Origin of the sequence: Lysobacter oculi, from assembly GCF_003293695.1 — a bacterium.
Classification (GTDB): Bacteria; Pseudomonadota; Gammaproteobacteria; order Xanthomonadales; family Xanthomonadaceae; genus Solilutibacter; species Solilutibacter oculi.
The window spans coordinates 785,701-811,274 of sequence record NZ_CP029556.1 but is presented as its reverse complement, the minus strand read 5'-3'; the positions used below and the strand labels follow the sequence as shown (position 1 = coordinate 811,274).

General features: G+C 66.9%; 21 protein-coding genes. 12 read left to right on the top strand and 9 right to left on the bottom strand.

Translation table 11 applies throughout. The features are described 5' to 3' along the window. Positions 1–14 precede the first annotated feature (14 nt). From DCD74_RS03900 to DCD74_RS03890, 3 genes are all read right to left on the bottom strand, one after another. Positions 15–782 (bottom strand): NAD kinase, encoded by a 768-nt coding sequence (locus tag DCD74_RS03900; protein ID WP_112926162.1) that lies wholly within the window; start codon positions 780–782, stop codon positions 15–17. Between the two features lie 95 nt (positions 783–877). Next, positions 878–5,833 (bottom strand): NAD-glutamate dehydrogenase, encoded by a 4,956-nt coding sequence (locus tag DCD74_RS03895; RefSeq protein ID WP_112926161.1) that lies wholly within the window; start codon positions 5,831–5,833, stop codon positions 878–880. Positions 5,834–6,006: 173 nt separating this feature from the next. Continuing rightward, complete coding sequence (locus DCD74_RS03890; protein WP_407072222.1) at positions 6,007–7,125, bottom strand: acyl-CoA dehydrogenase family protein; 1,119 nt, start codon at positions 7,123–7,125, stop codon at positions 6,007–6,009. A 153-nt stretch (positions 7,126–7,278) separates the two neighbouring features. On the opposite strand from DCD74_RS03890, the gene DCD74_RS03885 reads away from it, so the two are divergent. The 3 genes from DCD74_RS03885 (at position 7,279) to metH (ending at position 12,173) form a co-directional block, all read left to right on the top strand. Beyond that, positions 7,279–8,205 carry an ArsR/SmtB family transcription factor gene (locus DCD74_RS03885; protein WP_112926159.1) on the top strand — a complete coding sequence of 309 codons (927 nt, stop codon included), beginning with the start codon at positions 7,279–7,281 and terminating at the stop codon, positions 8,203–8,205. 1 nt (position 8,206) lies between these two features. Beyond that, complete coding sequence (locus tag DCD74_RS03880) at positions 8,207–9,310, top strand: homocysteine S-methyltransferase family protein (RefSeq protein ID WP_112926158.1); 1,104 nt, start codon at positions 8,207–8,209, stop codon at positions 9,308–9,310. A gap of 175 nt (positions 9,311–9,485) precedes the next feature. Beyond that, positions 9,486–12,173 (top strand): methionine synthase, encoded by a 2,688-nt coding sequence (gene metH / locus DCD74_RS03875; protein WP_112926157.1) that lies wholly within the window; start codon positions 9,486–9,488, stop codon positions 12,171–12,173. 16 nt (positions 12,174–12,189) lie between these two features. On the opposite strand, the gene DCD74_RS03870 is transcribed toward metH, so the two are convergent. The 5 genes from DCD74_RS03870 to DCD74_RS03850 all read right to left on the bottom strand — a co-directional run bounded on the left by DCD74_RS03870 (position 12,190) and on the right by DCD74_RS03850 (position 16,315). Beyond that, entirely contained in the window at positions 12,190–12,819 is a 630-nt protein-coding gene (locus DCD74_RS03870; RefSeq protein WP_112926156.1) for a DUF2058 domain-containing protein, read from the bottom strand. Between the two features lie 12 nt (positions 12,820–12,831). Further along, positions 12,832–13,044 (bottom strand): SlyX family protein, encoded by a 213-nt coding sequence (locus DCD74_RS03865; protein ID WP_112926155.1) that lies wholly within the window; start codon positions 13,042–13,044, stop codon positions 12,832–12,834. Next, a complete protein-coding gene (locus tag DCD74_RS03860; protein ID WP_112926154.1) occupies positions 13,041–14,393 on the bottom strand; it encodes a UDP-glucose dehydrogenase family protein in 1,353 nt (450 codons plus the stop codon). Before DCD74_RS03860 ends, DCD74_RS03865 begins: the two co-directional genes overlap by 4 nt. Before the next feature lie 99 nt (positions 14,394–14,492). Continuing rightward, positions 14,493–15,269: an FKBP-type peptidyl-prolyl cis-trans isomerase N-terminal domain-containing protein gene (locus DCD74_RS03855; protein ID WP_112926153.1), complete on the bottom strand. Its 777-nt coding sequence runs from the start codon at positions 15,267–15,269 to the stop codon at positions 14,493–14,495. A gap of 95 nt (positions 15,270–15,364) precedes the next feature. Next, a complete protein-coding gene (locus tag DCD74_RS03850; RefSeq protein ID WP_217424283.1) occupies positions 15,365–16,315 on the bottom strand; it encodes an FKBP-type peptidyl-prolyl cis-trans isomerase N-terminal domain-containing protein in 951 nt (316 codons plus the stop codon). Between the two features lie 185 nt (positions 16,316–16,500). Between DCD74_RS03850 and DCD74_RS03845 the strand changes: the two genes are divergently transcribed. From DCD74_RS03845 to DCD74_RS03825, 5 genes are read left to right on the top strand one after another with little or no spacing between them, the layout of a single operon-like run. After that, positions 16,501–16,719, top strand: a complete 219-nt coding sequence (locus tag DCD74_RS03845; RefSeq protein WP_112926151.1) for a hypothetical protein — start codon at positions 16,501–16,503, stop codon at positions 16,717–16,719. After that, positions 16,716–17,087: a GntR family transcriptional regulator gene (locus tag DCD74_RS03840; RefSeq protein ID WP_112926150.1), complete on the top strand. Its 372-nt coding sequence runs from the start codon at positions 16,716–16,718 to the stop codon at positions 17,085–17,087. Before DCD74_RS03845 ends, DCD74_RS03840 begins: the two co-directional genes overlap by 4 nt. Next, positions 17,072–17,944 carry an ABC transporter ATP-binding protein gene (locus DCD74_RS03835; protein WP_112926149.1) on the top strand — a complete coding sequence of 291 codons (873 nt, stop codon included), beginning with the start codon at positions 17,072–17,074 and terminating at the stop codon, positions 17,942–17,944. Before DCD74_RS03840 ends, DCD74_RS03835 begins: the two co-directional genes overlap by 16 nt. Continuing rightward, positions 17,941–18,999, top strand: a complete 1,059-nt coding sequence (locus DCD74_RS03830; RefSeq protein WP_112926148.1) for a hypothetical protein — start codon at positions 17,941–17,943, stop codon at positions 18,997–18,999. The genes DCD74_RS03835 and DCD74_RS03830 overlap by 4 nt, the downstream gene beginning before the upstream one ends. A gap of 30 nt (positions 19,000–19,029) precedes the next feature. Further along, positions 19,030–20,025, top strand: a complete 996-nt coding sequence (locus tag DCD74_RS03825; RefSeq protein ID WP_174887957.1) for a YggN family protein — start codon at positions 19,030–19,032, stop codon at positions 20,023–20,025. A gap of 9 nt (positions 20,026–20,034) precedes the next feature. Here DCD74_RS03825 and DCD74_RS03820 read toward each other — a convergent pair whose 3' ends face one another. Beyond that, positions 20,035–21,441, bottom strand: a complete 1,407-nt coding sequence (locus DCD74_RS03820) for a class II fumarate hydratase (RefSeq protein WP_112926147.1) — start codon at positions 21,439–21,441, stop codon at positions 20,035–20,037. Between the two features lie 78 nt (positions 21,442–21,519). On the opposite strand from DCD74_RS03820, the gene purB reads away from it, so the two are divergent. Genes purB through DCD74_RS03800 form a run of 4 tightly spaced genes read left to right on the top strand, consistent with a single transcriptional unit; the run spans position 21,520 to position 25,452 of the window. Next, a complete protein-coding gene (purB, locus tag DCD74_RS03815; RefSeq protein WP_112926146.1) occupies positions 21,520–22,884 on the top strand; it encodes an adenylosuccinate lyase in 1,365 nt (454 codons plus the stop codon). Positions 22,885–22,887: 3 nt separating this feature from the next. Further along, a complete protein-coding gene (gene bla / locus DCD74_RS03810) occupies positions 22,888–23,799 on the top strand; it encodes a subclass B3 metallo-beta-lactamase (RefSeq protein ID WP_112926145.1) in 912 nt (303 codons plus the stop codon). Beyond that, the gene (locus DCD74_RS03805; RefSeq protein WP_112926144.1) at positions 23,796–24,974 is read left to right on the top strand and encodes a cupin domain-containing protein; all 1,179 of its coding nucleotides are present in this window, start codon (positions 23,796–23,798) and stop codon (positions 24,972–24,974) included. Before bla ends, DCD74_RS03805 begins: the two co-directional genes overlap by 4 nt. A gap of 1 nt (position 24,975) precedes the next feature. After that, on the top strand, positions 24,976–25,452 hold the full coding sequence (locus tag DCD74_RS03800) for a DUF7931 domain-containing protein (RefSeq protein ID WP_112926143.1): 477 nt from the start codon (positions 24,976–24,978) through the stop codon (positions 25,450–25,452). The last annotated feature ends 122 nt before the right edge of the window (positions 25,453–25,574 follow it).

Here is a 25,574-nt window from a genome sequence, read left to right as displayed (position 1 = left end):
GGTCGAGCGCTCGATTATGCGATGAATTGCTCGCTGAGGATGCGTTCTTCGAGGTTGTGCTCGGGATCGAACAGCAAGGTCACCGTATGTCGCGCGGATTCGCGGATGGTCACTTCCAGCACATCGCGCACTTCGTGCGAATCGGCGGTGGCGCTGACCGGCCGCTTGTAGGGGTCGAGGATGCGGAATTTAACTTCCGTCGTCGCCTTCAGCACCGCGCCCCGCCAGCGGCGCGGGCGGAACGGGGCGATCGGCGTCAACGCCATGACATTGGCCCCGAGCGGCAGGATCGGGCCACCGGCGGAGAAGTTGTAGGCCGTGCTGCCTGCGGGCGTGGCGGCCATCACGCCGTCGCAGATCAGTTCGTCGAGGCGGTCCTGCCCGTTGAGCTCGATGGCGATGTGCGCCGCCTGCCGGGTCTGTCGCAGCAATGAGACTTCGTTGTAGGCCAGCGATTCGACGCGTGCGCCGGACTCGGTCTGCACGACCATCTCCAGCGGCTTCAGCACCGCCGGCTCGGCTGCGGCCAGGCGCGGCAGCAGGTCTTCGACACGATGCTGGTTCATCAGGAAGCCGACCGTGCCCAGCTTCATGCCGTACACCGGCTTGCCGAGATCACCATGGCGATGGAGCGTCTGCAGCATGAAGCCATCGCCGCCCAGCGCCACCAGGATGTCCGCATCGGCCGGAAGATGCTGGCCATGCGCGGCGGTGAGCGCCACCAGCGCGACCTGCGCATCTTCGGCGGGACTGGCGAGGAAGGCGATGCGGGGCGTCGTCATGCGCCGAGGATAGCGCGAAGCTCCGCCATCCCGCCCTTACACAAAACGAAACGGGGCCATAGGGCCCCGTTCCGTCATCACGCCTGCGTTGAAGCTCAGCCACGGCTGGCCAGCTGGGCCAGGCGCTGCACCGCCACCGACACCGTCGGGTAGTCCAGCGTCTTCTGCGTGGCCAGCTCGTTGAGCATGGACAGCGTGAAACGCAGGGTCGGGTCGTCGCGTTCCAGCCAGGCCGTGACCTTGGCCGCGGCATCCTTGCCCGGCATCGCCAGCACCTGGTCGGTGAGCTTGCGCATCTGCGCGGCCAGCTCGTCGCGCAACACGCCACGCGCGACCGCATGCCAGCGGCCGTCCACCTTGAGCGCCTCGATCTGCTCGCGCAGCCACGGCTCACGCAACGCATCGCCCAGGCGGAAGTAGACCTTCGCCACCTCGACCGCAGGCATCTTGCGTTCGCGCGCCAGCTCGATGATGTTCGGGCTGGGTTCGAGGTACGGCAGCGCGGCCAGCTGGTCGGCCAAGGCCGCCGGCACGCCCTTGCCACGCCATTCCTTGCGCGCCGCCTCGTAGGCCGGGCGCTGAGAGTCGGGCAGGATACTCTCGCCCGCGCGGATGTCGCGGAAGCCGTCGTGGTAGCGCTCGACCGCCTGCTGGATGCCCGGGATCGCACCGGGGCGCGACAGCAGCCAGCGGGTGAAGCTGCGCTGCACTTCCCAGATCACCTGCAGCGCATCGATCTGCACCGACTCCGCAGTCTTGCCGTCGAGCGCATCGATCTGCACCCACAGGTCGCGTGCATCCAGCGTTTCGCGGGTGATGGTGTAGGCCTTGGCGATGTCACCGATGCTGCGGCCGCTGTCTTCCTGCATACGCATCAGGAAGGTCGAGCCCATCCGGTTGATGGTGGAGTTGGTCACCGCCGTGGCGATGATCTCGCGCTTCAGGCGGTGGCCTTCCATCGCCTTCGCGTACTTGGCCTGCAGCGGCTCGGGGAAGTAGCGCACCAGTTCCTTCGACAGGTACGGGTCTTCCGGCACGTCGCTTTCGAGCAGCTGCGGGAACGCCACCAGCTTGGAGTACGACAGCAGCACCGACAGCTCCGGACGGGTCAGCCCCATGCCACGCGCCTTGCGTTCGGCGACTTCGGCATCGCTCGGCAGGTCCTCGATCTTGCGGTCGAGCAGGCCCAGCGATTCCAGCGTGCGGATGAAATGCATCTTGGAACCCAGGCGGCTCTGCGCCATGCGCTCCATCAGCGAAAGGGTCTGGTTCTGGCGGTAGTTGTCGTTCAACACCAGGCCGGCGACTTCATCGGTCATCGAAGCCAGCAGCTTGTTGCGCTCGGGCAGCTTGAGGCGGCCCTTCTGCACTTCGCCATTGAGCAGGATCTTGATGTTGACCTCGTGGTCCGAGGTGTCCACGCCCGCCGAGTTGTCGATGAAGTCGGTGTTGAGCAGCACGCCGCATTGCGCCGCCTCGACGCGACCCAGCTGGGTGAAGCCGAGGTTGCCGCCCTCGCCCACCACCTTGCAGCGCAGGTCTTCGCCGTTGACGCGCAGCCCGTTGTTGGCGCGGTCGCCGACATCGGCATTGCTCTGGTGGCTCGATTTGACGTAGGTGCCGATGCCACCGTTCCACAGCAGGTCGACCGGCGATTTCAGGATGGCCGACATCAGCTCGTTCGGGCTCAGCGCCTCCACTTCCGCATCGATGCCCAGCGCCGCCTTGATCTCGCGGCCCAGCTTGATCGACTTTTCGGCACGCGAGAACACGCCGCCGCCCTTGCTGATCAGCTTGGCGTCGTAGTCCGCCCACGAGGAACGCGGCAGCTTGAACAGGCGCGCGCGTTCCTTGAATGAGCTCGCGGCATCCGGATCCGGGTCAAGGAAGATGTGGCGGTGGTCGAACGCGGCGACCAGGCGGATGTGCTTCGACAGCAGCATGCCGTTGCCGAACACGTCGCCCGACATGTCGCCGATGCCGACGCAGGTGAAGTCCTGCTTCTGGCTGTCGCGGCCGAGCGCGCGGAAATGGCGCTTGACCGATTCCCACGCACCGCGCGCGGTGATGCCCATGCCCTTGTGGTCGTAACCGACCGAGCCACCCGAGGCGAACGCATCGTCCAGCCAGAAGCCATGCGCCTGCGCAATCCCGTTGGCGATGTCGGAGAACGTGGCTGTGCCCTTGTCGGCGGCGACCACCAGGTACGGATCGTCGCCGTCATGGCGCACCACACCGGTCGGCGGCAACACCTTGCCTTCAGTCGACAGGTTGTCGGTGATGTCGAGCAGGCCGTTGATGAAGCGCTTGTAGCAGGCGACGCCTTCGTTGAACCATGCGTCTCGGTCCAGCGCCGGGTCCGGCAGCTGCTTGGCGTAGAAACCGCCCTTGCTGCCGACCGGCACGATCACCGTGTTCTTCACCATCTGCGCCTTGACCAGGCCCAGCACTTCAGTGCGGAAGTCCTCGCGGCGATCCGACCAGCGCAGGCCGCCACGCGCCACCGGCCCGTAACGCAGGTGGATGCCTTCCACGCGCGGGCCGCAGACCCAGATTTCACGATACGGACGCGGCTTCGGCAGGTCCGGCACCGCCGCGCAGTCCAGCTTGAACGCGAGGTAGTCGGCCGGGCCGCCATCCTTGCGCAGGCCGTCGGTGTAGTCGATGTAGTAGTTGGTGCGCAGCGTGGCATCGATGACGCCGATGAAGCTGCGCAGGATGCGGTCCTCGTCCAGGCTCTTGACGCGGTCCAGCAGCGCCAGCAACGCACCGTGCGTCGCCTTGCCCTGTGCCTCGCGCGATGCGCTGCGTGCATCGATGACCGGCTTGATGGCGGCCACCGCGGCGGCATCGCCCTTGGCCAGCGCATCGATCTGCGCAGCGAAGGCCTCGGCGCCGGCGGCGATCTGCGCCTTGGTCTCCTTGCCGGTCGCCGGATCGAAGCGTGCTTCGAAATACTCGACCATCAAACGTGCCAGCAACGGATAGCGCGCGAACGTCGCCTCGACATACGACTGCGAGAACGGCACGCCGATCTGCATCAGGTACTTGCAGTAGGCACGCAGCATCTGCACCTGCTTCCAGCGCAGGCCGGCGCCCAGCACCAGGCGGTTGAAGCCGTCGTTCTCCAGATCGCCGTGCCAGACGCGGCCAAAGGCTTCGGTGAAGTAGGCGATGCTTTCCTCGGTCAGTGCCGCGCCTTCGGTGACGCGCACTTCCAGGTCCTGGATCGACAGTTCCTCGCCATCGGCGACGATGCTGTACGGATATTCGGTGACCACCTGCAGGCCCATGTGCTCCAGCATCGGCAGCACTTCGGACAGCGGCAGGCTGTCGCCGCGGCGGAACAGCTTGACCTCGATGCAGCCTTCGCAATGGCTCGCAGACGGATCGGTACGCAGACTGATGCCGAGGCTGTCGGCATCGGCGAGCGCGGCCAGTTGCGCCACGTCATCGGCGGCCGCTTCCGGGCTGGCCTGCTCGATGTACGCCGAACTCAGCGCGCGGCCGTAACGCTTGGCCATCGCCAGGCCTTCGGCTTCACCGTGGCGCGCCACCAGCAGGTCGTTGAGGTTGTCGTGCCAGTTGCGGACGATCTCCGCCAGCGCGCTTTCCAGCGCCGCGATGTCGAATTCGTTCTCCGCGGCATCGCCGCGCGGACGCACGATCATGTGCAGCTGCGCCAGCGGTGAATCGCCCATCAGCACGTGGCTCTCGATGTGGTCGGCCGAGAGCGCCTCCTTCAGCATGCTTTCGATGCGCAGGCGCATGTCGGTGTTGAAACGCTCGCGCGGCACGAACACCAGCACCGAGTAAAAACGGCCGTAGCGGTCGCGGCGGATGAACAGCTTGCTGTCCACGCGCTCCTGCAGGCCGAGCACGCCGCTGCCGAGGCCGAGCAATTCGGCGTCGCTGGACTGGAACAGTTCATCGCGCGGCAGTGTCTCGAGGATGTGGCGGAGCGCCTTCGCGCTGTGGCCGCTGGCCGGCAGGCCGGAACCTTCCATCACCCGCTCGAAGCGCGTGCGCACCACCGGGATCTCCCACGGGCGACGGTTGTAGGCGCTCGACGTGAACAGGCCGATGAAGCGCTTCTCCGAGAGCGGGCGCCCCTTGGCATCGAACGTGACCACGCCGATGTAGTCCATGTAGCCGCGGCGGTGCACGCGGGCACGCGCATTGGTCTTCGACAGGATCAGCGGATCCAGCACGCCGGACTTCTGCAGCTGGTGTGCGTCCATCGACTTCAGCGGACGCGGCTTGCTGGCATCCTCGTCGCGCAGCAGGCCCAGGCCGGAACCGTCGACGGCCACCAGCATGTCCTCCTTGCCCTGCTTCTCGACCTTGTATTCGCGGTAGCCGAGGAAGGTGAAATGGTTGTCGGCGGCCCAGCGCAGGAACTCGCGTGACTCTTCCAGCACGGCAGCCGACACCGGGCCGGGTGCTTCGAGCATCTGGTCGGCGGCTTCCTCCATGCGCACGCGCATCTGCGGCCAGTCCTCGACGCTCGCCCGCACATCGCCCAGCACGCGGGCCAGCGTGGCTTCCAGCGCCTTGGCGTCAGCGGTGTCGAGGCGGTCGATCTCGATGTGCATGACCGATTCCGCATCCCCCTTGCCCAGCGCCTGCAGCTTGCCGGCCTTGTCGCGCTGCACCGGAACCACCGGATGGATCAGCGCGTGCACGCCGATGCCCTGCTCGCTCAGCACGTTGCTGACCGAATCAACCAGGAACGGCATGTCGTCGTTGACGATCTGCACCACGCTGCGCGGCAGTTCCCAGCCATGCTTCTTGAGGCCGGGGTTGAAGACGCGGATCAGCGCCTTGCCGGGCTTGCGCACGCGCATGAATTCCAGCGCGTCGCGGGCCAGCGCGGCCCATGCGGCGGCGGGATGCGCGGCCATGTCCTGCGGCGAAAGGCGGTCATACAGCGCGACCGCGAGATCGCGCACTTCGTCGCCCTTGCCGGCGGCGTCGAGGATGGGCTTGAGCAAAGGCGCAGGGGCACGCGTAGCCGAGGCTGCGCGCGGGGAGGCATTCTTCGAAGTCATGCGATTCAACCTGTGCAGGCGGAAAAAGTTGGCCGGTCAGGGCGAGAAGGCTCAGCGCCGGGTACGCGACCGGTCCGCCCGGGCGGGCGGAAGGGGAATGTCGGGATCGTCTTCGGCGCCCGGTGCACGCAGGCAGCCGGACGCATGGGCATGTTGGGCCGTGGCTTCCACCATCAGCGCAGCCCGGTTTCGTTGCGGGCGATGACCAGCCGCTGGATCTCGCTGGTGCCCTCGTAGATCTCGGTGATCTTGGCGTCGCGGAAATAGCGCTCGATCGGCATTTCCTTGCTGTAGCCCATGCCGGCATGGATCTGCACGGCCTGGTGGGCGATCCACATGCACGCTTCCGATGCGGTGAGCTTGGCCACCGACGCCTCGGTGGTGAAGCGCTTGCCCTGGCCCTTGAGCCATGCCGCGCGCAGCGTCAGCAGCAGCGAGGCGTCCAGCTTGCACTTCATGTCGGCGATCTTGGCCTGGGTCATCTGGAACGCGCCGATCGGCTGGCCGAACGCCTTGCGCTCCTTGACGTAGGCGAGCGTGGCTTCGTATGCGGCGCGGGCGATGCCGATGGCCTGCGAGGCGATGCCGATGCGGCCGGCGTCCAGCACGCTCATCGCGATCTTGAAGCCCTCGCCTTCCTTGCCCAGCACGTCATCGGCGGTGGCGACGAAATCGTTGAATTCGATTTCGCAGGTGGCCGAGGCGCGGATGCCCAGCTTGGGCTCGGTCTTGCCGCGGCCGAAGCCCGGCTTGGTGGTGTCGATGAGGAAAGCGGTGATGCCCTTCGCGCCCTTGTCCGGCTCGGTCATCGCGAACAGCACGATGTACCTGGCGACCGGCCCGGAAGTGATCCAGCTCTTCTTGCCGTTGATGACGAAGCTGCCATCAGCCTGCTTCACCGCACGGCAACGCATGGCCGTGGCATCGGAACCCGACTGCGGCTCGGTCAGCGCGAAGGCGCCGATCTCGCGGCCCTCGGCGATGGCACCGACGTATTCCTGCTTCTGCGCTTCGGTGCCGTGGGTCAGGATGCCGTTGCAGAACAGCGAGTTGTTGACCGACATGATCGTGCTGTGCGCGGCATCGGCCGCGGCGATCTCGACCATCGCCAGCACGTAGGCCACCGGGTCCATGCCGGCGCCGCCGTACTCGGTGGGCACTTCGATGCCCATCAGGCCGTTCTCGCCCATCAGGCGGATGTTTTCCAGCGGGAATTCGCCGCTCCGGTCGAAGTGCTCGGCGGACGGACCGACTTTCTCCTGCGCGATGCGGCGCGCCACGTCCTGAATCATCAACTGCTCTTCGGTGAAGCTGAAATCCACGGCGCGTCCTCGTCCTGACCGGAAAACGCGATTGTAGTACGCCGCATCGCCAAGGCCCACGCTGCTTGACCGTATGGGCCGCGCGCCCGACAATTATCTTTGAATCCGGATAAAGAGATAAATATGGATCTCGAAGCCTGGTCGACCCGACTCAAGGTATTCGCCGATGCGACCCGCGTGCGCCTGCTCGCGCTTCTTGCCCGCGAGGAACTGACCGTGGCCGAGCTGGCTTCGGTGACCGGCCTCGCCCAGCCACGCGTGTCCACCCACCTGGCCAAGTTGAAGGAAGCCGGCCTGGCCCGCGACCGGCGCTCGGGTGTCTCGGCCTATTACCGCTTCGACGAGGACCAGCTCGACGCGGCGCAGCTCACGCTCTGGCACGCCCTGCGCGACGGCAGCCACGACCCGCTGCTGGAGCAGGACGCCGCACGCCTGCCTTCGGTACTCGCCGCCCGCGCCAGCGACCAGAACTGGGCCGACAGCGTGGCCGGCGACATGGAGCGCCACTATTCGCCGGGCCGCACCTGGGAAGCGCTGGCCCGCACCGCCGTACCGCTGCTCGATCCGGGCGACGTGCTCGACATCGCATCCGGCGACGGCGTGCTGGCGGAACTGCTGGCGCCGCATTCCGGCCGCTATGTCTGTCTGGATGCCAGCCGCCGCGTGGTCAACGCCGCCAGCGAGCGTCTGCGCCCGCATCCCAATGTCGAAGTCCACGAAGGCGACATGCATGACCTGCCCTTCGCCGATGGCAGCTTCGATCTCGTGGTGATGATGCATGCGCTCACCTACTCGGCGAAGCCGGCGCAGGCAGTCGCCGAAGCCGCCCGCGTGCTGCGCCCCGGTGGCCGTCTGCTGCTGTCGAGCTTGGGCAAGCACGCGCATGCCGGCGCGGTGGAACCCTTCGGCCACGTCAATCTCGGCTTCGCGCACAAGGAATTGCAGAAGTTCATCGAGAAGGCCGGCATGAAACTGCAGGACGCCGGCACCGTGACCCGCGAGCGCCGCCCGCCGCATTTCGAAGTGATTTCGCTGATCGGAACCAAGTGAGATGAACCAACTTTCCTGGCACAACCCCGCACGGGCCGCCGCGCTGATCGAAGCGCTCGAACGACGCATCCTCGTGCTGGATGGCGCGATGGGCACGATGATCCAGCGCCACGAACTGGCCGAAACCGACTATCGCGGCGAACGGTTCGCGCAGGGCTACGACAGCCTGTTCGCGCCGGAGGCCCTGCACGCGCACGGCCCGGCATGCGGCTGCGAGGGCCACGACCAGCGCGGCAACAACGACCTGCTCACGCTCACCCGTCCCGACATCATCAGCGGCATCCACACGGAATACCTGGATGCCGGCGCGGATCTCATCGAGACCAACACCTTCAACTCGACCTCGGTATCACTGGCCGACTATCGCCTCACCCATCTGGTGCGCGAATTGAATCGCGAAGGTGCCCGGCTCGCGCGCGCCGCCTGCGATGCCGCGGAAGCCAGGACACCGGACAAGCCGCGCTTCGTTGTGGGCGTGCTGGGACCGACCAGCAAGACCGCCTCACTGTCACCCGACGTGAACCAGCCCGGCTACCGCGCCACCAGTTTCGACGAACTGCGCAACGCCTACCGCGAGGCCGCCGAAGGCCTGATCGAAGGCGGCGCCGACATCCTCATGGTCGAAACGGTGTTCGACACGCTCAATGCGAAGGCAGCCGTATTCGCCATCGAGGAAGCGTTCGACGCACTCGGCGCACGCCTGCCGGTGATGATCTCCGGGACCATCACCGACGCCTCCGGCCGCACGCTTTCAGGCCAGACGGCGGAAGCGTTCTGGTATTCGCTGCGCCATGTGCAGCCGATGGCGATCGGGCTCAACTGCGCGCTCGGCGCCAAGGACCTGCGCCCACACGTGGAGGCGATCTCGCTGATCGCCGATGCCTACGTCACCGCGCACCCCAACGCCGGCCTGCCGAATGCGTTCGGTGGCTACGACGAAACGCCGGAAGACATGGCGGAAGTCGTCGGCGAATTCGCCACCTCGGGTCTGGTGAACGTGTTGGGCGGATGCTGCGGCACCACGCCCGCGCACATCGCCGCGATTGCGCAGGCGGTGGAAGGCGTCACGCCGCGACAGCGCCCGAAGCTGGAGCAGGCGGCGTGATGATTTCACCGTTGGCTTTCGTGGGGGTATCCGTATCCGCGACACGCCGTGAATACGTCCATGTAGGCTCCTACGCGGCATCCATGCCGCGTAGGGTCACGGCCCCGGACGCCGCCCCGGAAGGCTGCGAATTCTTCTCGTGTGCCACGAGCCGCCTGGAAAAAGGCTTTAAGAAATGAACACCCTCACCCGTCACACGCGCCTGTCCGGCCTTGAGCCGCTGGTCATCACGCCGCAGCTGAACTTCATCAACGTCGGCGAACGCACCAATGTCACCGGCAGCGCGCAGTTCAAGAAGATGATCCTGGAAGGCCGCTACGACGATGCGCTGGTGGTCGCGCGGCAACAGGTCGAGAACGGCGCGCAGGTCATCGACGTCAACATGGACGAAGGCCTGCTCGATTCCGAGAAGGCGATGGTCACCTTCCTCAACCTGATGGCCGCCGAGCCCGACATCGCCCGCATCCCGGTGATGGTGGATTCGTCGAAGTGGAGCGTGATCGAGGCTGGGCTGAAATGCCTGCAGGGCAAGGGCATCGTCAACTCCATCTCGATGAAGGAAGGCGAGGACGAATTCCTCCGCCAGGCGCGACTGGTGCGGCGTTACGGTGCCGCCGTCGTGGTCATGGCCTTCGACGAAGTCGGCCAGGCCGATACCGCCGAGCGCAAGATCGAAATCTCTTCCCGCGCGTACAAGCTGCTGACCGAGGAAATCGGCTTCCCGCCGGAAGACATCATCTTCGACCCCAACTGCTTCGCCATCGCCACCGGCATCGAGGAGCACGACAACTACGCGGTGGATTTCATCGAAGCCGCGCGTGAGCTGCGCACGCGCTTCCCGCACAGCCACATCTCCGGCGGCGTGTCGAACGTCAGCTTCAGCTTCCGCGGCAACGAACCGGTGCGCCAGGCGATCCACGTGGTCTTCCTGTATCACGCGATCAAGGCCGGCATGGACATGGGCATCGTCAACGCCGGCGCGCTGCCGATCTACGACGACCTGGATGCCGAACTGCGCGAGCGCGTCGAGGACGTGGTGCTCAACCGCCGCAGCGATGCCACCGAGCGCCTGCTGGAGATCGCCGACAAGTTCAAGGGCAGGAAGGGCGAGAAGAAAGTCGAGGACCTGCGCTGGCGCGAACAGCCGGTCGCCGCGCGGCTGTCGCATGCGCTGGTGCACGGCATCGACCAGTACGTGGTGGATGACACCGAGGAAGCGCGCCTGCAATCCACGCGCCCGCTCGACGTGATCGAAGGCCCGCTGATGGACGGCATGAACGTGGTCGGCGACCTGTTCGGTGCCGGGAAGATGTTCCTGCCGCAGGTGGTGAAATCCGCGCGGGTGATGAAGAAGGCGGTGGCGCACCTGCTGCCCTTCATCGAGGCCGAGAAGCTCAAGAGTGGCGACGTCGGCAAGTCCAACGGCAAGATCGTGATGGCGACGGTCAAGGGTGACGTGCACGACATCGGCAAGAACATCGTCGGCGTGGTGCTGGCCTGCAACAACTTCGATGTGGTCGATCTGGGCGTGATGGTGCCGGCGCAGAAGATCCTCGACACCGCGATCGCCGAGAACGCCGACATGATCGGACTGTCCGGCCTGATCACCCCGTCGCTGGAAGAAATGAGCCACGTGGCGAAGGAGATGCAGCGCCAAGGGTTCACCATGCCGCTGATGATCGGCGGCGCGACCACCTCGCGTGCGCACACGGCGCTGAAGATCGACCCGCATTACAAGTCGCCGACGATCTGGGTGAAGGACGCCTCGCGCGCGGTCAACGTGGCGCAGTCGCTGGTGTCGCCGGAGCTGCGCGTGCCGTTCGTGGCCGCCAACGAGAGCGATTACGCGGAAATCCGCGAGCGTCACCGCAACCGGGGCGATGCCAAGCGGCTGGTGTCGCTGGCGAAGGCGCGTGGACAGAAGTTCGATGGCGACTGGGCGAACTACACGCCACCGACGCCCGTGCAGCCCGGCATCCACGTGTTCGAGGACTACCCGCTGGATGAACTGGTCGGACTGATCGACTGGGGCCCGTTCTTCAACGCCTGGGAACTGGCCGGGCGCTATCCCGCCATCCTGACCGACGAGATCGTCGGCGCGCAGGCCACCGAACTGTTCAACGATGCCAAGGCGATGCTGAAACGCATCGTCGACGAAAAGTGGCTGAAGGCGAGCGCGGTGGTCGGCCTGTGGCCGGCGTGGTCGCAGGGCGACGACGTCATCGCAGTAGTCGATGGCAAGCAAGAAGTGCTGCACCACCTGCGCCAGCAGGTCGACAAGCCGGTGGAACGCCCGGACTTCTGCCTGGCCGATTTCGTCGCGCCCAAGGACAGCGGCAAGCCCGATTGGGTCGGCGGTTTCGCCTGCACCGCGGGCATCGGCATCGACGAACGCGTGGCGGCGTTCGAAGCCGACCACGACGACTACAACGCCATCCTGCTGAAATCGCTGGCCGATCGCCTGGCTGAGACACTGGCCGAACGCCTGCACCAGCGCGTGCGCAAGGAGTTCTGGGGCTACGCGGCGGACGAATCACTCGGCGTCGAGGAACTCATCGACGAAAAATACCGCGGCATCCGCCCTGCCCCCGGCTATCCGGCCTGCCCCGAACACAGCGAGAAGGCCACGTTGTTCCGCCTGCTCGGCGCCACCGATCGCGCGGGCATGGTACTGACCGATCACTTCGCGATGCTGCCGGCGGCATCGGTGTCCGGCTGGTATTTCAGCCATCCGGGCAGCCAGTATTTCGTGGTCGGTCGCGTGTCGAAGGAACAGACCGAGGACTACGCGCGGCGCAAGGGCATCACGCTGGCGCAGGCGGAACGGCTGCTGGCATCCAATCTGGATTACGACCCGGAGTGACCGGGTCCCGCCGCACTCACCAGACCAGGTCGTCCGGCACCTGGAACTGCGGGTCGGCGTAGGGATCGGCTTCCACCGGCGCGTTCGGGTCGGCCCTGAGCGCGACGGCTTCGGCAAAGATCGCCTCGGCGCCCGCGAGCGTCGCCGCATCCACCAGCAGGTAGCGGCCGTTCTGCTGGATGACGCCGAGTTCGCCGGCGTTGAGCGCCGTCAATTGCGGCGCGGTGACGTAGATGCGCTTGATCTTGCCGCCGTATTCGAAATGGCGGGCGATGTCGGCGTCTTCGGCGTTCAGCGCCTTGCCGTCCAAAAACTCCACCAGCTTGGCGCGGGCTTCGCGGCGCAGGCGTGCAGCTTCCTGCTTCTCGCGCTCGGCCTCGATGCGTTCTTCCTTCTCACGCTGGGCGCGGATGGCGTAGGCCTTGGCGAGATCCATTTCGCTGCCGCCCTTGCCGGCCTGCGGCTTGTGGCGCTGCGATGACGGCGACGGGCCGCGCCCCTGCCCCGGCTTGCCCTTGCCGGGCCTGCCATCGCGACGCGGGCCCTCTGCGGTTTTCTGCGGGGGCTTGTGCGCCGGTTTGCGTTCGGGCTTGGGCGCAGGCTTGAAACCGAGGCCAAGGAGTTGGTCGCGCAGGGTGTCGGACATGTCGGTACGGGATCAGTAATGCGGGGGCGGCGGCTCGTCGGCGGCATCGATGCTGACACCGGCGCCACGCGCGTTCTTCAGCTCATCCACCACCCGGTGCAGCATGGCGGCGTGGCGGGCGATCTCGGCGCGGGCATCGGCCAGCGCATCGCTCAGTTCGTTGAGGGCGTGTTCCTGGAAGGCCACGCGGGTCTCCAGTTCCTCGATGCGCGCTTGCTCGTTCATGCGGGGATTTTGACAGATCGGCCGCGCCCGATGCCCCAGTAGGCCAGCCCCTGCGACTCGACCTCGGCCGGTTCGTAGAGGTTGCGGCCATCAAAGATCACCGCATCGGCCAGTTCGCGTCCCAGCAGACCGAAGTCCGGGCTGCGGAACTGCTTCCACTCGGTGACCACGGCCAACGCATCGGCACCGGCCAGCGCGTCTTCGGCTGAATCGCACAGCACCAGATGATCGTCGCGCTCGCCGAAGATGCGGCGGGCTTCGGCCTGCGCCTCGGGATCGAACGCACGCACGCGCGCACCGGCCTCCCACAGCTGCGCCAGCAGGCGGCGACTGGACGCCTCACGCATGTCATCGGTATTGGGCTTGAAGGCGAGGCCCCAGACCGCGACGGTCTTGCCAGCCAGCGCATCGACGCCGCCGTAATGGCGCGCCATGAGTTCGAACAGATGGCCCTTCTGCGCCTCGTTCACCGCTTCGACGGCATCGAGGATGCGGGCACCGTGGCCGTGCTGGGCCGCCGTGCGCGCCAACGCCTGCACATCCTTCGGGAAACACGAACCGCCATAACCGGCACCCGGATAGATGAAATGCCAGCCGATGCGCGGGTCGGAACCGATGCCCTTGCGCACATGCTCGATGTCGGCGCCGACCTTCTCGGCGATGTTGGCGATCTCGTTCATGAAGGAGATCTTGGTGGCCAGCATCGCGTTGGCCGCGTACTTGGTGAGTTCCGCCGAGCGCACATCCATCGTCACCATTCGGTCGTGGTTGCGGTTGAACGGCGCGTACAGGCGGCGCATGGTCGCGAAGGCGGCATCGCTGGCCGCGCCCACGACGATGCGGTCGGGACGCATGCAGTCGTTGACCGCATCGCCCTCCTTCAGGAATTCGGGGTTGGAGACCACTTCGACATCGATGGCCGCGCCACGTCCGGCCAATTGATCGGCGATGACGGCGCGGACCTTGTCGGCGGTACCGACCGGCACGGTGGATTTGTTGACAACGAGCGTGGGGCGTTCGAGGTGGCGGCCGATGCCGCGCGCCACGGCCAGCACGTATTGCAGGTCGGCGCTGCCGTCTTCGTCGGGCGGCGTGCCGACGGCGATGAAGATGATCTCGCCCGAGGCGATGGCCGATGCCGCATCGGTGGTAAAACGCAGGCGGCCGGCGGTATGGTTGGCCTTGACCATCGGGGTCAGGCCGGGCTCGTAGATCGGCACGATGCCCGCTTCGAGGCCCCCGATCTTGGCCGCATCCACATCCACGCAGGTCACCTGGTGGCCCACTTCGGCCAGGCAGGTGCCGGTGACCAGGCCCACATAGCCGGTCCCGAAAATCGTCACGCGCATCGCGCTCTCCCTGAAAACGACGACTGCCGCACCGGGCGCCAGTCGCAGTGTGCTTCAGGACGATGACATTTCATTGAAACGTCATCGCCATCTTCTTCATCAGCCCTTCGGCGGCTTGACGATGTCGAGCAGCTCGACTTCGAACACCAGCGTGGCGTTGGCCGGGAACGGCGCGCCCGGCGGCACCTGCTCGCCATAGCCCAGGTTGCCCGGGATCCACAGCTTGTACTTGCTGCCGACCGGCATCAGGCGGATGCCTTCCGACCAGCCGGGGATGACGCGGTCCAGCGGCAGCACGGCCGGTTCGCCGCCGTGGGCCTCGGTGCTGTCGAACTCCTTGCCGTCCAGCAGGGTGCCCTTGTACTTGACCTTGACCGCATCGCCGGCGCCGGGCTTGGCGCCCTTGCCTTCGGTGATCACCTGGTACTGCAGGCCGGAAGCGGTGGTCTGCACGCCCGGCTTCTTGGCGTTCTCGGCCAGGAACTTCTTGCCTTCGTCCAGGTTCTTCTTGGCCTCGGCCATCGACTCGGCGATCTTCTTGGCCTGCATCTTCTGCGCGAAGGTCTCGCGGATCGTGTTGGCCTGTTCCTCGGTCAGCAGCACCTTCTTGCCTTCCATCGAATCCTTGAGCGCCTTGATGACGGTGTCGAGGTCGACTTCGTCCTTGGCCGGCTTGAGCAGGTTGGCGACATCCATGCCGACCATGTAGCTGATCTGGTCCTTCTCGTTCGGCAGGCCGGCGATCTTGGTGGTGGAGGCGGCTTCCTCCGACTTGGCGCCATCGGCCTTGGCGGGCTTGTCGGCGGGCTTGTTGCAGCCGGCCAGGGCGATGGCCGCGGCCAGCGCGGTGATGGCGAGGGTGGAACGCGATTTCATTCGGGAACTCCGTCGGAGGAAGGCTTGCGGATCCGGCTGCGCCGGGAGGAAAACGCGCCTGCGCGGCGGCAGGCGGGACAACGTGACCGGTGAGACTACTTCAGGATGTCCATGAGTTCGACATCGAACACCAGTGGTTGGTTCGGGCCGATCATCGGCGGCGAACCGCGCTTGCCGTAGGCCAGCTCGCCCGGGATCCAGAAGCGGTACTTGGCGCCGACCGGCATCAGGGCCACGCCTTCGCGCCAGCCGGGGATGACCGAGGTCAGCGCGAATTCGGCGGGCTCGCCGCGCTGGTAGGAGCTGTCGAAGACCTTGCCGTCCGGCAGGCGGCCTTCGTAGTTCACGCGGACGGTGCCGCCGGGCATCGGGCGGTCGCCGGCACCGGCGCGCAACACCTGGTATTGCAGGCCGGAACGGGTGGTGATGACGCCTTTTTTGGTCTTGTTGGCGGCCATGAATTTGGCGCCTTCGGCGGCGGCGGCTTCGGCGGCCTGCGCCTGGCGTTCCTGGCGGCGCTGCACGAAGGCGGCTTTCAGCGCCTGCGCTTCGTCATCGGCAATCAGCGGCTTGCCCTGCTCCAGCACCACGCGCACGCCACGCATGAAGCTGGGCATGTCGATCTCGTCGTGGATCGGCTGCAGGTTGCGCCCGACATCCGCACCGACCAGCAGGCCGACCTGATCACGCGCGATCGGCGGCAGTTTGTCGGCGGCGGTGCCGGCCTTGCGTGCCTGCATGCGGGCCACCAGCGCCACGGCGGTGGTCTTGGCCTGCTCGTCGCCCATCAGCGGTTCGCCGCCTGAGAGGCCGTTGCGCACGGATTTCTCGAAGCTTGCCACGTCCACTTCGGCGGCCACCGGCTGCAGCGAGCGGCCGACATCCATGCCGATCATGTAGCTGGTCTTTTCGCGCTCATTCGCCAGCGGCTTGGCGGCCTGCGCCTGTGCCGGCTGCGGCAGGGACAGCACCAGCGGCACCGCGATCGCCGTACCGAGCAGGCACAGCATGGAAAGGTTCAACCAACGGGGGGAATTCGGATTCATCCGGGCATTGTCGCGGGCGCGGCAGCCGCGGGCAATCACGCGGCGTCACGGAGGTTCAGCTGGCTGGCGCCCCGGCGAAGCCACATCCCCACCCCTGTCTTTAGTTGGGTCCACGGGTGTTGACGGCCGCTGATCTAGTGTTATAGTTGAATACAACACCAATCACCCACCACACGGAGACCGCCATGCGACGCCATCGTCCCGCCCAGGTCATCCTGCCGATGCTGGCCCTACCCCTGCTGCTCGCGGGCCTGGCCATCCTGGCATTGCCGGAACCCGCCGCACTGGCCAGCCCGGTGCCCGGCCACGACGCGTCCAGGCACGCGCCCGCCCCCCGTCGCGCCCCCGCCCGTCATCACCACGCCAGCTATTTCAACCTGGTGCCGAGGAGCCTGATGCCATGAATGCAGTGCAATGGAGTGATGGCAGCCCCATCTACCGCCAACTCAAGGAGCGCGTCGTGGCGATGATCATCGACGGCGAGCTCAAACCGGGCGACGCCCTGCCCTCGGTGCGCACGGTCGCCGCCGAATACCAGCTCAACCCGATCACCGTGTCCCGCGCTTTCCAGGAACTGGCCGACGAAGGCTTGGTGGAGAAGCGCCGCGGGCTGGGGATGTTCGTGCTGGAGGGCGCGCCGCAGCAGCTGCTCGCCAGCGAGCGCCAGCGCTTCCTCAGCGAGGAATGGCCGCTGGTCATCGAGCGCATCGAACGCCTGGGCCTGGACCCGGCCGAACTGATTGATCCGTCCAAGAAATGGGGAGCGAAATGAACGCTGTCGTCAACGCAAACGGCCTGGTCAAGGCCTACCGGAACAAGCGCGCGCTGGACGGCGCCGCGTTCACCATCCCCGCCGGCCGCATCGTCGGGCTGATCGGGCCCAACGGCGCCGGCAAGACCACGGCGCTCAAGGCGATCCTCGGACTCATCCCCTTCCAGGGTGATCTGAAGGTGCTGGGCAAGGACCCGCGCACCGAACGCGACGCGCTGATGAACGACATCTGTTTCATCGCCGACGTCGCCGTGCTGCCGCGCTGGCTGCGGGTCCGCGAGGCCGCGGATTTCGTCGAAGGCGTGCATCCGCGCTTCTCTCGCGAACGCTTCAAGCGCTTCATCCACGGCACCCAGCTGCGCCCGGACATGAAGGTCAAGGAGATGTCGAAGGGCATGATCGTGCAGCTGCACCTGGCGCTGGTGATGGCGATCGACGCCCGCCTGCTGGTGCTGGACGAGCCGACGCTCGGCCTGGACATCCTCTACCGCAAGCAGTTCTACCAGCGCCTGCTGGAGGATTATTTCGACGAGGACAAGACCATCCTCATCACCACCCACCAAGTGGAGGAAGTCGAGCACATCCTGACCGACGTGATGTTCATCCGCGACGGCAAGGTGGTGCTGGACGCGCCGATGGAGGAAGTCGGCGAGCGTTACGTCGAAGTGCTGGTGGATGGCGCGAAGCTCGACGCCGCCCGCGCGCTCAAGCCGATCGACGAGCGCAGTCTGGCCTTCGGCAAGACGGTGATGCTGTTCGACGGCGTCCCACAACCGCAACTCCGCGAACTGGGCGAAACCCGCATCCCGGGCCTCGCCGACCTGTTCGTCGCCACCATGAAGGGGACCTACGCATGAACGCCATCACCCATGACACGCGTATCGCCGCGCCCGCCACGCCACACCCCACGCACAAGCTCAAGTGGCTGCTGAAGCGCGAATTCTGGGAGCACAAGGGCGGTTTCCTGTGGGCCCCGATGATCGCCGGCGCGGTGTTCCTGTTCTTCACCCTGCTGGGTGGCGGCACCGGCCAGTTCCTCTTCAACCGCCACGGTGGCCGGGTCATCAATTTCGATGGCAAGGAAGTGCCTCTCTCGCAGGTGGACTGGGACAAGATGCTGGCCACGGCCTCGCCCGACGACCTGCGCCAGATGGGCGAAGCGATCAACGGCATCACCCTGATGTCGGCGTTCTGGCCGCTGGTGGTGTTCGGCTTCGTGGTGTTCTTCTACCTGCTCGGCAGCCTGTACGACGAGCGCAAGGACCGCAGCGTGCTGTTCTGGAAGTCGATGCCGGTCTCCGACGGTCTGACCGTGCTGAGCAAGGTGCTGACCGCGCTGGTGGTGGCCCCGGTGATCGCCTCGGTGATCTCGCTGGCGGTGATGCTGGCCTTCGGCCTGATCATCAGCCTGTTCATCGCGCTCAACGGTGCCAATCCGTTCACCCTGTACTGGGCCAACCTGGAGCCGCTCAAGCTGATCGGTTCGGTGTTCGGCTGGCTGCCGGTCTACGCCATCTGGGCGTTGCCGACCGCGGGCTGGCTGATGCTCTGCTCGGCCTGGGCCAAGTCCAAGCCCTTCCTGTGGGCGGTGGTGCTGCCGATCTTCGCCGGCATCCTGGTGAGCTGGTTCGGCTTCCTCAGCAACTTCAAGGGATATGACGAATCGTGGATCTGGCAGCACGGCGTGGCACGCGCCCTGACCAGCGCCTGGCCGGGCAGCCATCTGCTGGGCTTCGCCGGCACGCCGTACATCGACCGCCTCGATGACAGCCCGAAAGCCCTGTACGGCCTGGATGGCGTGATCGGTGGCCTGCATCTCTTCACCACGCCCGGGCTGTGGATCGGTGCCATCGCCGGCATCCTGATGATCCTCGCCGCCGTCCGCCTGCGCCGCTGGCGCGACGAAGCCTGACCTCCGCACACACCTACGGGAACCAAGACCATGAACATCCGCATCCTCGCGCCCGGCCTGCTGGTGCTGGCACTGGCCGCCTGCGACAACAACGCCCCGCCGCCGCCCTCCCCGCCCCATGCGCCGGGTTCCTCGACAGGCGCGCAGACCGCGATCGGCCGCAAAGTCGAGCAGGCGATGGCCGAAGCCCGCGAAAAGCTGGCCACCGAGAACATCACCCTCAACGGCAAGGACGGCGGCATGCTGATCGGCCGCCACACCATCGGCAGCCATGACCCCAACCTGCCCAAGGCTGAGATCACCCCGCAGGGCGATTTCCTGGTCGATGGCAAGGCGGTGGCGGTCAACGATGCCCAGCGCAGGCTGCTCCTGGAATACCGCGGCCACATCATCGACATCGCCGGCATCGGCATGTCGATCGGCGCGAAGGGCGCGGACCTCGGCATGCGTGCCGCCGGCGAGGCGGTCAAGGGCATCTTCACCGGCAATGCCGACCAGGTCGGCCAGAAAATCGAGGCCGAGGCGGAGAAGCTGAAGGTCGAAGCCAAGGCCATCTGCACCCAGCTGACGCCGCTGCTCGCCAGCCAGAACGCGCTGGCCGCCTCACTGCCGGAGTTCAAGCCCTACGCCCGGATGGAGCAGTCCGACATCGACGAATGCATGGACGACGGAAACGGCAACGATGCCGCCAGCGCCGCCGAGCGCGCGCAGGTCCAGTCCGACATCCGCGACGGCATCCGCCAGTCCATCCGCAGCGCGGTGCAGGGCGCAGGCATGGCCTCGTCCGGGACCGGCGACGTCACCACGCTCAACGGCGTGCGTTTCCTGCTGCCGGTGGGCCGGGTGGTGGTGAACAACGTGGCCAACGACAGCACGCTGGAGGTCGGCAGCGGCCTGCACGTCAAGCTGGAAGGCGACACGATGTCGGTCAACGGCACGCGTTACGCGCGCCCGGCCCGTGGCAGCGAAGTGGACCTGCGCGGCAATGCCGTGCTGGTCGACGGCAAGACGCCCGCCGCGCTGTGATGTGAGGCTTCAGCCGCCGGCGGACGATCCCGCGCGGATCCCGCCGGCGGTCAGCGCATGCGGGTCCAGCAGCCTGCGCAGTTCCGCTTCGGGCAGGCCGCTGTCCTCGATCGCGATCTCCAGCACCGGCCGACCTTCCTTGTAGGCACGCTTGGCGATCGCCGCCGCCTTTTCGTAGCCGATCACCGGGTTCAGCGCCGTCACCAGGATCGGGTTGCGGGCCAGCGCCGCCTCCACCACATCGCGCCGCACCTTGAGCCCGGCGATGGCGTTGTCGGCCAGCAGGCGCATCCCGTTCGACAGCCATTCCATCGCGTCCAGCAGGTTGCCGGCGATCAGCGGCAGCATGACGTTGAGCTGGAAGTTGCCGCTGGCGCCCGCCACGGTATTCGCGGTGTGCAGGCCCATCACCTGTGCGCAGACCATGGCCAGCGACTCGCAGGCCACCGGGTTCACCTTGCCCGGCATGATCGAACTGCCCGGCTGCAACGCCGGCAGTTCGATCTCGCCCAGCCCCGCCAGCGGCCCGGAATTCATCCAGCGCAGGTCGTTGGCGATCTTGGTCAGCGCCACCGCGAGCGCGTTCAACTGGCCGGACAGTTCGACCAGATCGTCCTGCGCGGCGAGGCCTTCGAACTTGTCGGATGCCGATTCGAACTTCGCGCCGGTCGCCTTCGACAACACCTGCGCCATCTTCGCGCCGAATTTCAGATGGGCGTTGATGCCGCTGCCGATTGCGGTGCCGCCAATCGGCAACCTGCGCACCCGCTTCAATGCATCGTCGATGCGCGCTTCCGCCGAGGCCAGCTGCGAAGACCACGCGCCGAACTCCTGCGCGAAGGTCAGCGGCATCGCGTCCATGAGATGCGTGCGGCCGGTCTTCACCACCTTCCCCAGACCCTTCGCGCGCTTGTCGATGGTCTTGCGCAGATGCGCCAGCGCCGGCAGCAGTTCGGTCCGCGCCGCCATCACCGACGACACCCGCATCGCGGTCGGGATCACGTCATTCGAGCTCTGACCCAGGTTGACGTGGTCATTCGGATGCACGGCCAGCTTCGCCGTCGACGCCAGCCGGGCGATGACCTCGTTGGCATTCATGTTGGTCGAGGTGCCGGAGCCGGTCTGGAAGCGGTCGAGCGGGAAGGCTTCGTCGAACTCGCCATCGGCCACCAGCGCGGCGGCCCGCGCGATGGCGGCGGCACGCTTGGCATCCAGCAGGCCCAGCCCGCCGTTGACCTCGGCGGCGGCGGCCTTGATCGCGCCCAGCGCATGGATGAAACCGGGATGCATGGGGATGCCGGACACCGGGAAGTTCTGCAGTGCCCGTTGCGTCTGCGCGCCCCACAGCGCGTCGGCGGGCACCTGCAGCTCGCCCATGCTGTCGTGTTCGGTGCGGGTGGGGGTCGATGCGGCCATGACAAGTCCTCGCTGGGTTTGGGCAAGCGTAGCGCCGCGCCCGTTTAGAATTGGCAAATCCCCACGAGTCTTTCCGCCATGTCCGACGCCCTGACCGCCCTCTCCCCGCTCGATGGCCGCTACGCCGGCAAGGTCGATGCGCTCCGCCCGATCTTCTCCGAGTACGGGCTGATCAAGGCCCGGGTGAAGGTGGAAGTGGAATGGCTGCTGGCGCTGGCCGCCGAGCCCGGCATCGGCGAACTCAAGCCGTTTTCCGAGGCAGCGAAGGCCAAGTTGCACGCGCTGGCCGATGGCCTGTCGGTGGCCGACGCGCAGCGCGTCAAGGACATCGAGGCGACCACCAACCACGACGTCAAGGCGGTCGAATACCTGATCAAGGAACGCCTGAAGGACGATGCCGAACTCGGCCCGGCGCTGGAATTCGTGCATTTCGCCTGCACCAGCGAGGACATCAACAATCTGAGCTACGCGCTGATGCTGCGCGAAGCCCGCGCCACGGTGATGCTGCCCAAGCTCGACGCCACCCTCGACCGCCTGCGCGCGATGGCCCACCAGCACGCCGACCTGCCGATGCTCTCGCGCACCCACGGCCAGACCGCCTCGCCCACCACGGTCGGCAAGGAAATCGCCAACGTCGTCGCCCGCCTGCAGCGCCAGCGCGAGGTGCTGGCCGCGCTGCCGATGCCCGGCAAGATCAACGGCGCGGTCGGCAACTACAACGCGCACGTCGCCAGCTATCCGGACATCGACTGGCCGGCGTTCTCGCGCAGCTTCGTGGAATCGCTGGGCCTGGACTGGCAGCCCTACACCACCCAGATCGAGCCGCACGACGGCATCGCCGAACTGAGCGATGTCATGAAGCGCATCGACACCATCCTCATCGACCTGTCGCGCGACATCTGGGGCTACATCTCGCAGGGCTACTTCAAGCAGAAGCTGAAAGAGGGCGAAGTCGGTTCCTCGACCATGCCGCACAAGGTCAACCCGATCGACTTCGAGAACGCGGAAGGCAACTTCGGCATCGCCAACGCGCTGTTCGAACACTTCGCCGCCAAGCTGCCGGTCAGCCGCTGGCAGCGCGACCTGACCGATTCCACTGTGCTGCGTGCGCTCGGCACCGCCTTCGGCCACGCGCTGATCGGCTTCGATGCCCTGCTGCGCGGCCTCGGCAAGCTGGAAGTGAACCCGGAGCGCCTCGCCGCCGACCTCGACGCCAACTGGGAAGTCCTCGGCGAAGCCGTGCAGACGGTGATGCGCCGCCACGGCCTGCCCAACCCCTACGAGCAGCTCAAGGCGCTGACCCGCGGCCAGGGCATCACCGGGGAATCGATGCGCGTCTTCATCGAACAACTCGACCTGCCCGCCGCCGACAAGCAGCGCCTGATCGAGATGACGCCCGGCAGCTACACGGGCCTGGCCGCCCGCCTCGCCAAGGACATCTGAGCCATGGCGATGCGCGGCGCCGCATCGTGCCTGCTCGCCGCCCTCGCGCTGACCGGCGCGGCCTGTGCCGGCCCGCCGCTCCAGCCGGCGCAAGCCGCATCGCAAGCCCCCTTGCCCACCGCCTGCGCGGAAGGCGCCGGCTGGAGCGCGCCGACCGCGCCCCGCCACGTCTTCGGCAACACCTGGTTCGTCGGCACCTGCGAGATCGCGGCGGTGCTCGTCACCTCGCCGCAGGGCCATGTGCTGATCGATGCGGCGACCGACGAAGCCGCGCCGCACATCGAAGCCGGCATCCGCGCCGCCGGCTTCAAGGTGGAAGACATCCGCCTCATCCTCAACACCCACGAACACCTGGACCACGCCGGCGGCATCAGCCGGCTGCAGCGCGACAGCGGCGCGGAAGTGCTGGCGCGAGGCGTCGCCGCCGAAGTGCTGGCGAAGGGCCGCAGCGACCGCCGCGATCCGCAGTTCGAAGTGCTCGATCCCTTCCCGCCCGTCGCCCGCGTCCGCACCGTGGGCGATGGCGAGGTGGTGAAGCTCGGCGACCTCGCCATCACCAACCTGCCGATGCCCGGCCACACGCCCGGCGGCTCCGGCTGGGCCTGGCGCAGCTGCGAAGGCACGGACTGCCGGGACATCGTGTTCTCCGACAGCCTGACCGCGATTTCCGACGACCACTACCGCTACGGCGACCACCCGGAAATGGTGGCGGCGATGCGGCGCACCTTCGACACCCTCGCCGCGCAACGCTGCGACATCCTCATCACCACCCACACGCAAAGCAGCGACCTGCTGGACCGGCTCGATGGCCGCCAGTCACTGGTCGATGCCAGCGCCTGCAGAACCTACGCCGCGCAGGGCCGCGAAGGCCTGGCCGCGCGGCTGGCCAAAGAACGCACACGGAGCACGCCATGATCGAAATCGACGCCACCGGCAAGGGCATGCTGGGCATGCTGCCCGTGCAGTTCCTGCGCGAGTACTGGCAGAAAAAACCGCTGCTGATCCGCAACGCCTTCCCGGGTTTCGAATCGCCGATCCAGCCCGAAGACCTGGCCGGCCTGGCCTGCGAGGAAGGCGCGCTGGCCCGCATCGTCCGCCACGACCACGCCGCCGACACCTGGCAGATCGAGAACGGCCCGTTCCCGGAAGAGAAATTCCCGGACATGCCGCACCAGGACTGGACCCTGCTGGTGCAGGACGTGGACAAGTGGGATGCCGATGTCCGCGCGCTGCTGGCGCATTTCCCCTTCCTGCCGCGTTGGCGGATGGACGACATCATGGTGTCGTTCGCCGCGCCCGGCGGATCGGTCGGCGCCCACATCGACAACTACGACGTGTTCCTGCTGCAGGGCGTCGGCCACCGGCGCTGGCAGATCGACACCCGCGCCAACCCGGACGATACCTACCGCGACGACGTCCCGCTGCGCCTTCTGAAAACCTTCAACCCCAACCACGACTGGGTGCTCGGCCCGGGCGACATGCTCTACCTGCCGCCGGGCGTGCCGCACCACGGCACCGCCGAGGACGCCTGCCTGACCATCTCGGTCGGCCTGCGCGCACCTTCCAGCGCCGAGCTGCTGGAGCACTACGCCGACAGCCTCACCTTCGACGCCGACGAGCGCATCCGCTACGCCGATGGCGACATCCAGCCGCCCAAGGACCCGAACGAGATCGACGAAGCCGCGCTCGACCGCGCACTCGCCGCGCTCAACCAACTGCGCCTCTCGGGCCGCGACGAGCTGGGCGAGTGGTTCGGGCGCTTCGTCTCCGCCTATCGCGTGGCCGCGGGCCAGGCCCCCTCGCCCGCGGACGCCGCCGGCATCGACCTGGTCGCCAGCGTGGGCGATGGCGCGACGTGGCTTCGCCATCCCTACTCGCGCATGGCCTGGCGCAAGATGGGCGATGCCGCGCTGCTGTTCGCCAACGGCGCCGCCTTCCCTGCCTCCGTCGCCGATGCCCGGCTGATCGCAGGCATGGAACAGGTGGATGAAGAGGCGGCGGCCGCCCTGACCGGCAAGGGCCGCGCGCTGCTGCAGCAACTGGCCGATGCCGGTCACTACCAACCCGTGGAAGACGACGAGGAAGCCTGAGATGGACACGCAGCGGCTCGAAACCAGCGACGACATCACTGCCGCCATCGCCGGCCTGGCCGATGGCGCACTGCGCAGCCTGATGCTCTATGTGCCCCGCCCCGACGACGCGCTCTGGTCCAGCCCGGCGCTGGTCGATGCGCTGCGCGGCTTCCTGACCGCCCGCAGCCAGCGCGAGGTGCAGTGGCTGTTCGGCGCGGTGGATGGCCTGGCCCGCGACCACGGCGCGCTGATCGCGCTGGCCCAACGCCTGCCCAGCCTGCTGCAGTTGCGCCAGTCCGAACCCGACTTCGCCGCCCCCGCCGCGCAGGCCTTCATCGCCAACGACCGTGGCCAGATGCTGCTGCTCGACAGCGGCGCGCGGCTGGCCGCCACCCTTACCGGCGCCGGTGACCGCGTGCGTCCGCTGGTCGCGCGTTTCAGCGATGCCTGGGAACGTGCCCGGCCACTGGCGGAGCTGCGGACGCTCGGCATCTAGAACTTTGGTGGCGTATCAGCGCTTCGTGATGCGCCGCAGCGTGGTCCGGCTTATACTTTCAGGCCCTTCCAACCGGCCATTCAGCTTGTTTCCCGGTGCGGTACGCAAAACCCGGTGAATCC